This is a genomic window from Alteromonas lipotrueae (assembly GCF_019249215.1).
GTDB lineage: Bacteria > Pseudomonadota > Gammaproteobacteria > Enterobacterales > Alteromonadaceae > Alteromonas > Alteromonas lipotrueae.
Map to the genome: position 1 here is coordinate 98,434 of NZ_JAESDI010000001.1, position 12,224 is coordinate 110,657.

Sequence of the window (12,224 nt, forward strand, 5' to 3'; positions counted from 1 at the left end):
TTTATTTTTGTACCTAACTTACTTTTGACTTTCAGCTATAAAGTAAGTGAGTTCTTTTATGCAGTGTCGTAACACTGGGTTCAATCGTGTGTTCTTGCCATTCATTACAAATAGATCGTGGCTAAAATTATACAAGCTGCCATTGGCGATAGGTACTAGCCCTAGCGCTGCGCCTTGCTCTTTAGCCATGTAATCGGGTAACAAACCAATATACTCACCTGTCATGATGGCTGACATTGCAGCGTCGAAGGAGTCTGAAAAGGTTTGAATAGCAAGACGAGACTCATTATCGATGTAGTTTGCCGAAGATAAACCAGAGATACCAATGGCCGGAAAATCTTCAATTTTTATATTTTCAGGCAGTGCAGTATCACGATATTTGGCTAACGGGTGTGTAGGTGAGCAATATAAACGCCCGTCTGTTGTGATCCCGATAGGATGAAAAGTGACAGATTCGGGTTTTACCATATCGTAGGTCGATACCACCAAATGGCATTCACCAGATAAGGCAACATGCTCTACTTCATTGTATAAACGTGTTTGGATATTAACGTGGATATCATCAAATTTTTTCATCGTGCTTTTAACGGCTTTACTCACCGCTAAATGCATAGAAAGCGGCAGGCCTGCCATAAGCACGAGCGTAATGTGACCTGAGTAGTCATCGTGCAATGATTTCAAATTAAACACAAAATTATCGAAGGCGTTGAAAATACGCTTGGTTTCTTGGAAAACCACTTCGCCTTCTTTTGTCATTTGAAAGCCACCACGACCGCGGTGGCATAATACCAAATCAAGTCGTTCTTCAAGCTTCTTAATTGCAGCACTGATATTCGGACGTTGCATACGCAACACGGGTTCTGCAGCAGTGAAACCATTACAACTTGCCACCGCGTAAAACACGCGTAACAATTTAATATCCGACTCTTGAAGACGATTCAGCATAAAGGCACCATTATAGGTATAGTTATAGATACTTAAGTATCAACTATATGCAACTGGCGCCCCGATTACAACGACAATTTCAGGCAAATTTCTGCAATAAACACAATGTTATAAACAACTAAAATAAAAACGCTGCGTTTGCTTTACCTTCAATAACGCTCAATCAGTTCATCAAGATAATGCAACAACCTGTTTACGAAGTGCTTCTACATCATCTCTCAACGAAGCCGCCTTTTCGAATTCAAGCTCTCTGGCATATTCAAACATCTGCTTTTCAAGCTCGGCAATTTGATCCATTAACTCTGTCGCACTTGCCGCTTTCTTCTGTTTCTTCTTCTCTTCTACTTTGCGAAGCCTCACTTTACCGGACGCAGGATGAGCCCCTTCCCCCAAATCCATAATATCGGTAATCGGCTTGTTCAAGCGCATTGGTGTTATATTATTAGCCTTGTTGTATTCAACTTGCTTTTCACGGCGACGTTCAGTTTCGTCCATGGCTTTTTTCATAGACTTGGTAATTTTATCGCCATATAAAATGGCTCGGCCATTGATGTGACGTGCCGCCCGACCGATAGTCTGAATAAGCGAGCGTTCTGCGCGTAAAAAGCCTTCTTTATCGGCATCAAGAATCGCTACCAATGAAACCTCTGGCATATCTAGACCTTCACGAAGTAGGTTAATACCCACCAGCACATCGAACTTACCAATACGCAAGTCGCGAATAATCTCAATGCGTTCTACCGTGTCGATATCTGAATGCAAATACCGTACTTTAACGCCGTGCTCATTTAAGTATTCACTTAAATCTTCGGCCATTCGCTTAGTGAGCGTAGTAATAAGTACCCTTTCATCAAGGGCCACTCGCTTGTGAATTTCTGATAATACATCATCCACTTGGGTAGCTACTGGGCGCACTTCAATGATGGGGTCTAATAACCCTGTAGGGCGCACCACTTGTTCTACAATGTCACCATGAGTCTTTTTAAGTTCGTACTCACCGGGTGTAGCCGACACATAGACCGTCTGTGGACAAATTTGCTCAAATTCTTCAAATTTAAGTGGACGGTTATCAAGCGCTGAAGGTAAACGGAACCCGTATTCCACCAAAGTTTCTTTTCTAGAACGATCGCCTTTGTACATGGCACCAATTTGAGAAACCGTGACATGGGATTCATCAATGAACATGAGGCCATCAGCAGGAAAGTAATCTAATAACGTTGGCGGCGGCTCGCCAGGCGCTCGGCCAGAGAGGTAACGTGAGTAGTTTTCTATACCCGAGCAATAACCAAGCTCCATCATCATCTCAATATCAAATTGAGTACGCTGAGAAATTCGCTGCTCTTCTATTAACTTGTTAATTTCTAGCAGCTGCGCCTTTCTAGACTTCAATTCCCCTTTTATGTGATCGATGGCATCAAGGATTTTTTCTCTTGGGGTTACATAATGGGTTTTCGGAAACACCGTTGCCCGTACAACAGACTTGTCGACTGCACCTGTCAGTGGATCGAACAAACTAATTTTATCTATCTCATCGTCAAACAGCTCAACACGCACCGCTTGTTTTTCTGAGTCTGCAGGGAAGATGTCAATCACATCGCCGCGCACACGGAATGTACCCCGTTCGAAGGCTAAATCGTTGCGCTTGTATTGAAGCTCGGCAAGTCTGCGCAAAATATCTCGCTGATCCATGGTATCGCCCTGTCGCAAATGCAAGAGCATTTTCATATACGACTCGGGGTCACCCAAACCATAAATAGCAGAAACACTGGCAACAATCACAACATCTCGGCGCTCCATCAATGCCTTTGTCGCAGACAAGCGCATTTGCTCGATATGATCGTTTATCGATGCATCTTTCTCAATAAAAGTATCGGTACTAGGTACGTATGCTTCTGGCTGATAATAATCATAATAGGAAACAAAATATTCAACCGCATTGTTAGGGAAAAAGTCTTTCATTTCTCCGTATAACTGTGCAGCTAGTGTTTTGTTATGAGCCAGAATGAGCGTTGGCCTTTGAACTTCGTTAATAACATTCGCCATGGTAAAAGTTTTACCAGAACCGGTAACCCCTAAAAGGGTTTGTGCTGCTAAGCCACTTTCTAACCCATCAACCAAGGTTTCTATGGCTGCGGGTTGATCGCCCGCTGGCTTGTAGCTTGAATGAAGTTCGAAACCTTTACTCATTTATTAAATACCTTATTTACCTTGCCACCTAGGTAGCATGTTGTTCCTGTTTAAATACCGAGAGCGTATTTTTGAATACGACAAAAGACACGGTCGCCATGGCAATGTTTGCCACTACCGTTCCCCAATACAATCCGGTTAAACCGAAAAAGTAACTTCCCGCGATACTTATTGGCACAAAAAATACAAACAATCTAATTACACTCAACGCCAATGCACTCAAGGGGTGGTGCATCGCGTTTAACGAAGAATTCGTTAGAATTATAATACCCTGCATGCCATAGCCTAAAGGCACGATCATCAAAAACAATTGAATAAGGCGGCTAACCTCGGGTTCACTGGTAAAGGCAACGGCAATCCAGCCCGAACAAACCCACATAACAACGAATACGAATAACTGCCAAAAAAGCACAAATTTTAGCGACACCATATAAGCGCTATGTACTCTATCGAATCTATTTGCACCAACGTTTTGGCTAATAAATGGGGGTAACGTCATAGAAAGGGCAAGTACCACAATGCTAGCAATGGACTCCATTCTACTTCCTACTCCCCAAGCCGCTACGGCTTCAGCACCATAACTGGCCACCACTGCGGTCATTACGCCACCGGCTATCGGCGTAAGCATATTAGCCCCAGCTGCTGGCAGGCCTATTTTTAAAATATCCCCGCTAATTGCTTTTAGTTCAAGCAATGAAAGAAGTCGAGGTAGAATAAGGTTTCGTTTAACCGCCAATAAATAAAGTATCCAAGCTGCGCCCACCATCCACGCTAATAACGTAGCCAGTGCAGCGCCTTTGATACCCATCGCGGGAACCGGACCTGCGCCGAAAATAAACAAAGGGTCGAGTAAGGCATTTAAGCCACCTACGGTTGCCATTACAATGCTTGGGGTACGGGTGTCGCCACACGCCCTTAATACACTATTGCCCACCATTGGCAGCGAAAGAAAAATACTAGATGCATACCACAATGCCATATAATCTCTTATATAAGGTAACAAGGTTGGCGAAGCGTTCAACAGCGTAAAAATGGGTTCAATAGTGAAGTAACCAATTAACGCTAACGTCCCCACCAAAATGGCAGAAAGCATAAGGGAGCCTGTCGCGTAATTTTTTGACTCACTTAATTCGCCACTGCCCTGCAGTTTGCCAATAATAGCTGACGTACCAATTCCCAAACCAATATTTAAACTAATGACGGTAAAGGTGACGGGAAAGGTAAAACTAATGGCAGCAAGAGGTTCAGTGCCTAGTAAACTAACAAAAAAGGTATCAATTAACCCGAAGCTCATCATCATGACCATGCCCAGTATCATAGGTATAGTCATGCGTTTTAGGGTAGAAGGAATATCACCGTTTAAAAGATTCGCTGCTCGGCTCGGGGACTCGTCTGTTTTCACAAACCCTCACAATAGTTGATTGGTAGAAATAACTGGCGCTAATAAATTACTGACTTTTGTATATAACTAAACTTGCCTTGCAACAAGAAGCTGACAGTAGTCTATGTGAGACTGACCACATTGGCTATGTTAAATCGACCAAGCTAAGTTTACGCTAGCTCAGGTGTCGGTTTTCCCACCTAACCACATTTTCAATTTAATACTAATGACTAATTTACACGTTTTAAGCGGACATTTGCGCAGATGTCGCTGAACTCAGTTTTTTAATAGTTAAAGTTTCACGCGTTGTCAGTTTAGTTTATGAAATAAGCCAATTTAGTGTAATGACAATTTCATTACGGCTAGATTGCGCTTTTAAGACAGTCTATCGGTTGATTAACCGTGGATAAGCGTTGAAGCTAAACCAAACAAAAATGTAAAATTTATGTAAACCATTCATTTCTGACTGTTATATCGTCGAAAAAGTAACTGATAGTCGACGAATTAACACACAAGATATTTTTTGTCCAATTGATCTATTAAGATCTTAATCAGAGATCCCGTAATAACAAATAACCGCTTGAAATATAAGTTTTTTAAGTAAAAACGGCTAGGGCGAGTTCACGATCATGAACACGATGATCTTACCAATTTGTCTTCACGCTAATAACTATCAACATAGTTATCCACAGAATTAGTGGATAACTAGCTCTACCCCAGCAATTACGCCCTATGCTGGGTAACCCCTTCCTAATTATGTAAGTGAAGACTAACCTTGAGATACTAAGCGCTAGGTTACATATTTATTAAACACTGTACATAATATCAGTATACAAAACATTTTTTATTCTTTTTTATTATATAGGTTTCGTATTTCGCTACTGCATAACATCAGTCACTATTCTTAAAAATTCATTCCTTTGATAATGCAGTTAAATACGTCGATACGAATACTCGCTCAGTAATTAAGCACTACTTTCTCGCTTTTGGTGCAAATTTAAACACAAAACCCCTGAAAAGCTATTTTTTGACCACTTAGCATAAAAAATTCATTAAGGTTGTTGACAGAAACCCAGATGCTCTTTAATATTCCGCCCCGTTGAAAAGCAGGTCCCCTTTAGCTCAGTTGGTTAGAGCGACGGACTGTTAATCCGCAGGTCCCCCGTTCGAATCGGGGAAGGGGAGCCAACTTTTCATCGACAACTTTAAGTGCAATTCCCCCTTAGCTCAGTTGGTTAGAGCGACGGACTGTTAATCCGCAGGTCCCCCGTTCGAATCGGGGAGGGGGAGCCACTTGGTTGGCTCATTACCGCTTTATCCTCTTTTTACTATCTCATACGTTTTTCTTTCTAATACCGCTTATATATTCATTAAATAACCCTAATTCAATCAAGTTGTTAATCTGCGCCTAAAAAGCGATAATAGACAAATTATTCCTGTTTCAATTTCGAGTACGGCCATTAAGCCAAGACTCAACTAATTCCTGGTAGGAATTGCGATTTTCATGACTGAATTTTTATTACTATTAATTGGTACCGTATTAGTTAATAACTTCGTGCTGGTGAAGTTTCTTGGCTTATGCCCTTTTATGGGTGTGTCGAGCAAACTCGAAACCGCCATGGGCATGTCTATGGCCACCACGTTTGTATTAACACTAGCCTCGGCCACAAGCTACTTAGTAGAGACTTATCTACTTGCGCCTTTAGGTATTGGCTACTTACGAACATTAGCGTTTATTCTAGTGATTGCTGTTGTGGTTCAGTTCACGGAGATGGTAGTGCATAAAACCAGCCCTACCCTTTACCGCTTATTAGGTATTTTCCTTCCTCTTATTACCACCAATTGCGCTGTGCTTGGTGTTGCTTTACTGAACCTTACCGAGCAGCATAACTTTATGGAAAGCCTTATTTATGGCTTTGGTGCGGCTGTTGGGTTTTCCTTGGTACTTGTTCTATTTGCGGCCATGCGAGAACGTTTAGCTGCCGCCGATGTACCCGTTTCATTTAAAGGGGCGTCAATTGCTATGATAACGGCGGGCCTTATGTCACTGGCGTTTATGGGCTTCAGCGGTTTGGTGAAAGTATAATGACCATGACATACGCCATCATCGCTTTAGGCGCGCTTGCACTTCTGTTCGGTCTCATTCTAGGTTACGCCAGTATTCGATTTAAGGTGGAAGGCGACCCACTGGTTGATCAAATTGACGAAATATTGCCCCAAACTCAATGTGGCCAATGTGGCTACCCTGGCTGCAAACCCTATGCAGAAGCCATTGCTAATGGTGATGAAATTAACAAATGCCCCCCTGGTGGTGAGTCGACAATAAAAAAACTTGCCGATTTAATGGGGGTAGAACCAAAACCTTTAGATGCGGCTCACGGCGAAGAAGATACAAAAAAAGTCGCCTTCATTCGAGAAGACGAATGTATTGGTTGTACCAAGTGTATTCAAGCATGCCCCGTTGACGCCATATTAGGTGCAGCAAAGCATATGCATACGGTAATTGTTGAAGAATGTACGGGCTGCGATTTATGTGTAGATCCCTGCCCCGTAGACTGTATCGATATGGTGCCTGTTACACCAACCACAGCAACATGGAAGTGGGATTTTTCCTCATCACCCAAAGGTGACATTCCAATTAAAATGGTGTCGTAAGCGTTGAACTATCCAGATTTTGATAACATTATTGAACGCCTAAATTCCGGGAAACTATTTTCTTTCCCTGGCGGCGTGCACCCTGATGATAAAAAGCGATTGTCGAATAAAGCTGCCATTTTGCAACCATCAATGCCAGACCTGCTTACATTACCTATACGTCAACATGTGGGTTCAGAAGGCATATGCTGCGTAAACGTAGGTGACTATGTTTACAAAGGCCAACCGCTATCCAATGCTACAACACCTTATGCTGTGCCAGTTCATGCACCCACTTCGGGGCACATTGTTGCTATAGCACCTCACGTGGTAGCCCATCCTAGTGGCCTTACAGAAATGTGCGTTAGCATTAAACCCGATGGTAAAGATACCTGGGGCGAGCTTACACCCTTAGCTGACTATACCGCGGTAGATAAAAATACGATTGTAGATGCCATTTGCCAAGCCGGTATTTCTGGCATGGGTGGCGCAGGGTTTCCTACCCATATTAAAACTGCAACGAGTAAACCCGTTGAGTTTTTAGTGCTAAATGGCGTGGAGTGCGAACCTTACATCACCGCAGATGACCGCCTCATGCGTGAACACGCGTGGCAGATTCGCCAAGGCTTAGACATTTTAGCGCATATTATTGAGCCTAAAGCGATTGTTATTGCCATTGAAGATAACAAGCCTGAAGCCATTCAAGCACTTAATATAGCCTGCCAAGACAAGGACGCGTATCGGGTAGTACCTATTGAAACGAAATACCCTGCTGGTGGTGAGAAACAATTAATTCAAGTTATCACGGGCCGCGAAGTGCCCCGTAACGGTCTTCCGGCAGACATTGGCGTAATGATGTTTAACGTGGGGACATGCTTTGCCATTGCCGATGCTATTTTACACGGTAAGCCACTTATTGAACGTATTGTCACGGTAACCGGTGATGCCGTAGCTAAGCCTGCTAATTTTCGAGCTTTACTTGGTACACCAGTAAAGCACTTGCTAGAAGAAGCCAGCTACCAAGCTAAAAAGCAAACGTCGCCTAAAGTGATTATGGGCGGCCCTATGATGGGCTTTGCCTTGGCGGATGCCACCATACCTGTGGTGAAAACCACTAACTGTTTATTAGTACCCAGCAAAAAAGAACTGGTAGACGATAACGCCGAACGCCCATGTATTCGTTGTAGTGCGTGTGCTGACGCATGTCCGGTTTCTTTACTACCACAACAAATGTTTTGGCACGCCAAAGCAAAAGAATACGACAAAGCTGAAGACTATGATCTTTTCGACTGTATCGAATGTGGCGCTTGTGCGTATGTATGCCCCAGTGAAATACCTTTGGTTCATTATTACCGCCAAGCTAAATCTGAAATACGATTGCAACGAGACGAAAAGAACAAAGCAGAAAAAGCGAAACAACGTTTTGAAGCGCGAAACGAGCGCCTAGAACGGGAAAAAGAAGAGCGTGAAGCCAAACACCGCCGCGCTAAAGAAGCACGACTTGCTGCAAAGAATAATTCCGATAGCCAATCTGCATCACCAGCCCCTTCTACAGAGCAAAATAGCTCTAAAGATAAAGTCGCGGCTGCATTAGCCAGAGCCAAAGCGAAAAAAGCAGCCCTTCAGAGCGCTAATTCTGACGAAACAAGCGTAGTTGACGCAAAATCTGCAGCCACAACTAGCACAAGCACTACCGCAAGCTCACCTGCTGATGATAAAAAAGCGCAAGTTGCCGCCGCCATAGCACGCGCTAAAGCTAAAAAAGCCCAGAAGCTTAAAGAATCGGCGTCTGAAGCACCTAAAACTGATGAAGTTTTTTCAGAATCTCAATCGACAGCACAGACAGATCAACAAGCGACTGAAACCCAAGTTGAAAACCAAGCTGAAAATGTAAGCACAGCTGCCGACGATAAGAAAGCGCAAGTTGCCGCCGCCATCGCGCGAGCAAAAGCAAAAAAAGCAGCACGCCAACAACAAGACGAAAGCAGCGCTGAAGTATTTGGAAGCGATTTACCACAAAGTCAGGCAAAGGAAGAGGCTTCTACCTCAGCTTCATCAACGCAACTGCAAGATGAGAAAAAAGCCCGGGTTGCCGCCGCAATTGCTAAAGCAAAAGCTAAAAAAGCAGAATTACAAAAACAGCAGAACCGTGGCGATTTAAAAACGCCTAAAACAGCGTCAGATGATGCTGAAGCTACTGTTGAAGCCAAAGCTAGCCGTATTGATACAGAACACGAAAAGCTTCTTGAAAGGCCAAACAGTAGTGCTGACAACGCCGAAAAAGAGCCAAACAACGAAACCACGAACACCGCGGATGACAAGAAAGCCAGAATAGCTGCGGCGGTAGCAAAAGCTAAAGCGAAAAAACGTTTAGCTGAAATTCATAAAACGCAAACTGATGATTCAGGCACTGCTAGTCAAGATGTTGAGCCTGAGCAGGTAAAGGTATCAGAGAAAGCCGAGTTATCTCCCCCTACAAGCGAAGCCGAGCAAACCGCTCCACAATCAGTACTATCTGAAGAAGCAAACGATCCTGCTCTTGAGAAAAAACGCCGTATTGCAGCGGCCGTCGCTAAGGCTAAAGCAAAAAAAGCAGCGGCAGAAAGTGAGAACAATCAATCATGAAATTAACCTTATCTAGTTCTCCCTATCAAAGAGTGAAGCGCGATACTGGCCAGGTCATGCGCTTGGTCATTTATGCCATGGTGCCTGGTATTATTGCTCAAACCGTATTTTTTGGATGGGGTACACTCATTCAAGCCTTTTTAGCGGTCGCCAGCGCCCTCGTTTTTGAAGGGGTTATCCTCTGGTTACGTAAACGCCCTATCGAACGTACGTTAACCGACTACTCCGCCATACTAACCGGCCTGCTAATTGCTATTAGCATTCCGCCTACTCTGCCATGGTGGATGACGATTACAGGCGTATTTTTCGCCATTGCCGTCGCCAAACAAGTATACGGTGGCTTAGGGTTTAACATTTTCAATCCAGCGATGATTGGCTATGTAGTACTGTTAATTTCATTCCCGGCCGCCATGAGTTTATGGTTACCCCCGCAGCACCTAGCTAGCTTAACACCTAGCTTCTTAGACTCTGCGGCACTTATTTTTACCGACTTTTCGACCACAGGTTACGATGTTACCCAGTTACGGACTGTGGCAGACGGTGTAACAATGGCCACACCGCTCGACACCCTAAAAACTGACTTAACCTTGGGTATTACGTACTCAGAATCATTGCTCAGACCTATTTTTTCCACGGGGCTATTTCAATCTGCTGGTGCAGGTTGGGGATGGGTAAGTTTAAGTTATTTACTTGGCGGCCTGTGGCTTGTGAAGTTAAGAGTGATTAGCTGGCATATTCCAGGCAGCATGTTGGCGTCAGTGGCAGTTTTTGCATTATTGCTTTATATGATTGATGCCGATCATTATGCATCGCCGCTGTTTCATCTCATTAACGGTGCAGTGATGGTAGGCGCATTCTTTATTGCCACCGACCCGGTATCTGCGTCAACCACACCAAAAGGGCGCATAATTTATGGCGCAGCCATTGGCTTTTGGGTGGTTATTATTCGAGTTTTTGGCGGTTACCCAGACGCGATTGCTTTTGCAGTCATTATTATGAATATGGTTGTGCCGCTGATTGATTACTATACCCGCCCCCGTACATACGGGCATCAGGTTACTAAGAAAGCAAGGCGAGTAGAGTAAATGGTAAAAGAGACGCTAGTAAAAAATGGTTTGATGCTAAGTGCGTTTGCGATAATTGGTACTGCGCTCATCGCCCTCACCTATAACGGTACAGCCGAACGTATTGCACAACAACAAAAGCAAAAATTGCTTAGTATATTAAATGAAGTGGTGCCGCATGAGTTACATGACAATGAGCTTTATGCTGATTGCACGGCGGTGGTAAGCTCCAATTTAGGCACCCAAGAACCTCATACGGTTTATCGAGCACGGATAAACGGCGAACCTACAGCTCTAGCCATTGAAGCTACCGCACCAGATGGTTATAGCGGTGATATTGCGCTGGTCATTGGGGTAGATACGCAAATGAATGTGCTTGGTGTTCGCGTGTTGGAACACAAAGAAACCCCAGGGTTGGGTGATAAAATAGAATTGGCGATCAGCGATTGGATAACGTCATTCACCGGAAAACACTTTTCAGTAAGTGCCTTGCCTGTATGGCAAGTGAAAAAAGACGGCGGTGAGTTCGATCAATTCACTGGTGCCACAATAACGCCGCGAGCGGTGGTTAGCGCGGTTAAAAATGCACTGCTTTACGTGCAAGATAACCAACAAACTTTATTTTCAGCCCCTAATTTGTGCGGCATTGAAAATGACGTATTACCAACCAATGAGGTGTTAAGCGAATGACAGATTATCGCGACCTTACCCTCCAAGGTATGTGGAAAAACAACCCTGCCCTAGTGCAACTTCTGGGCTTATGCCCTTTGCTGGCGGTAACCGCCACCTTTATAAATGGACTAGGGTTAGGCTTAGCTACCACGCTAGTATTGATTGGCAGTAACGTTACCGTTTCATTGGTACGTAATATTGTTCGAAACGAAATACGCATTCCTGTATTTGTTATGATTATTGCCGCTTTTGTTACCATAGTGCAGCTTTTAATGAACGCCTTTACCTACGAGTTATACCTTGCGCTGGGCATATTCATTCCATTGATTGTTACTAACTGCGCCATCATCGGCAGAGCGGAAGCTTTTGCCTCTAAAAACAGTGCGGGCGCATCAGCGTATGATGGCCTAGTGATGGGATTAGGGTTCACCTTCGTACTTGTTGTGCTTGGCGGTATGCGAGAAATTTTAGGTGCTGGAACCTTGTTCGCAGGTGCCGACAGGCTATTCGGCAGCATTGCCAGTAACTGGACACTCACCTTATTTGAAACCGATTCTCCTTTCTTGCTGGCAATTTTGCCTCCCGGCGCGTTCTTAGGCATGGGACTGTTAATTGCCTTTAAGAATATGATTGATGCTCGAATAGCGGCCCGCGAGACTACGGTAAAAGAAAAAGCCACTCGCGCACGTGTTACCGCCGACGCATAACAAATGCTA

9 protein-coding genes and 2 tRNA genes are annotated in these 12,224 nt (G+C 44.0%); 8 read left to right on the forward strand and 3 right to left on the reverse strand.

The genetic code is table 11. The annotated features are described in order from the left end of the window. Positions 1 to 18: 18 nt before the first annotated feature. The 3 genes from JKP82_RS00435 to JKP82_RS00445 form a co-directional block, all read right to left on the reverse strand. Positions 19 to 945 (reverse strand): LysR family transcriptional regulator, encoded by a 927-nt coding sequence (locus JKP82_RS00435; protein WP_159529633.1) that lies wholly within the window; start codon positions 943 to 945, stop codon positions 19 to 21. 171 nt (positions 946 to 1,116) lie between these two features. Then, positions 1,117 to 3,132, reverse strand: coding sequence for an excinuclease ABC subunit UvrB (uvrB, locus tag JKP82_RS00440; RefSeq protein WP_159529631.1), 2,016 nt, complete (start codon positions 3,130 to 3,132; stop codon positions 1,117 to 1,119). A gap of 28 nt (positions 3,133 to 3,160) precedes the next feature. After that, complete coding sequence (locus tag JKP82_RS00445) at positions 3,161 to 4,534, reverse strand: MATE family efflux transporter (protein ID WP_201299240.1); 1,374 nt, start codon at positions 4,532 to 4,534, stop codon at positions 3,161 to 3,163. Between the two features lie 1,090 nt (positions 4,535 to 5,624). On the opposite strand from JKP82_RS00445, the gene JKP82_RS00450 reads away from it, so the two are divergent. From JKP82_RS00450 to JKP82_RS00485, 8 genes are all read left to right on the forward strand, one after another. Next, positions 5,625 to 5,701: transfer RNA gene (locus tag JKP82_RS00450), tRNA-Asn, on the forward strand. A gap of 28 nt (positions 5,702 to 5,729) precedes the next feature. Continuing rightward, positions 5,730 to 5,806: transfer RNA gene (locus tag JKP82_RS00455), tRNA-Asn, on the forward strand. 211 nt (positions 5,807 to 6,017) lie between these two features. Continuing rightward, positions 6,018 to 6,599 carry an electron transport complex subunit RsxA gene (gene rsxA / locus JKP82_RS00460; protein ID WP_013784953.1) on the forward strand — a complete coding sequence of 194 codons (582 nt, stop codon included), beginning with the start codon at positions 6,018 to 6,020 and terminating at the stop codon, positions 6,597 to 6,599. Next, positions 6,599 to 7,168 (forward strand): electron transport complex subunit RsxB, encoded by a 570-nt coding sequence (gene rsxB, locus JKP82_RS00465; protein ID WP_013784954.1) that lies wholly within the window; start codon positions 6,599 to 6,601, stop codon positions 7,166 to 7,168. Before rsxA ends, rsxB begins: the two co-directional genes overlap by 1 nt. Positions 7,169 to 7,171: 3 nt before the next feature. Continuing rightward, on the forward strand, positions 7,172 to 9,772 hold the full coding sequence (gene rsxC, locus JKP82_RS00470) for an electron transport complex subunit RsxC (protein ID WP_218395429.1): 2,601 nt from the start codon (positions 7,172 to 7,174) through the stop codon (positions 9,770 to 9,772). After that, positions 9,769 to 10,857: an electron transport complex subunit RsxD gene (rsxD, locus tag JKP82_RS00475; RefSeq protein WP_129737259.1), complete on the forward strand. Its 1,089-nt coding sequence runs from the start codon at positions 9,769 to 9,771 to the stop codon at positions 10,855 to 10,857. Before rsxC ends, rsxD begins: the two co-directional genes overlap by 4 nt. Beyond that, positions 10,858 to 11,526 carry an electron transport complex subunit RsxG gene (gene rsxG, locus JKP82_RS00480; protein ID WP_159529625.1) on the forward strand — a complete coding sequence of 223 codons (669 nt, stop codon included), beginning with the start codon at positions 10,858 to 10,860 and terminating at the stop codon, positions 11,524 to 11,526. Then, complete coding sequence (locus JKP82_RS00485) at positions 11,523 to 12,215, forward strand: electron transport complex subunit E (RefSeq protein WP_218395431.1); 693 nt, start codon at positions 11,523 to 11,525, stop codon at positions 12,213 to 12,215. The genes rsxG and JKP82_RS00485 overlap by 4 nt, the downstream gene beginning before the upstream one ends. Positions 12,216 to 12,224 lie beyond the last annotated feature (9 nt).

What these genes read in the sequence shown, in the direction of transcription:
- JKP82_RS00435 (WP_159529633.1), bottom strand. Translation starts at nt 945, where the DNA reads ATGCTGAATCGTCTTCAAGAGTCGGATATTAAATTGTTACGCGTGTTT.
- uvrB (WP_159529631.1), bottom strand. Translation starts at nt 3,132, where the DNA reads ATGAGTAAAGGTTTCGAACTTCATTCAAGCTACAAGCCAGCGGGCGAT.
- rsxA (WP_013784953.1), top strand. Translation starts at nt 6,018, where the DNA reads ATGACTGAATTTTTATTACTATTAATTGGTACCGTATTAGTTAATAAC.
- rsxB (WP_013784954.1), top strand. Translation starts at nt 6,599, where the DNA reads ATGACCATGACATACGCCATCATCGCTTTAGGCGCGCTTGCACTTCTG.
- rsxD (WP_129737259.1), top strand. Translation starts at nt 9,769, where the DNA reads ATGAAATTAACCTTATCTAGTTCTCCCTATCAAAGAGTGAAGCGCGAT.
- rsxG (WP_159529625.1), top strand. Translation starts at nt 10,858, where the DNA reads ATGGTAAAAGAGACGCTAGTAAAAAATGGTTTGATGCTAAGTGCGTTT.
- JKP82_RS00485 (WP_218395431.1), top strand. Translation starts at nt 11,523, where the DNA reads ATGACAGATTATCGCGACCTTACCCTCCAAGGTATGTGGAAAAACAAC.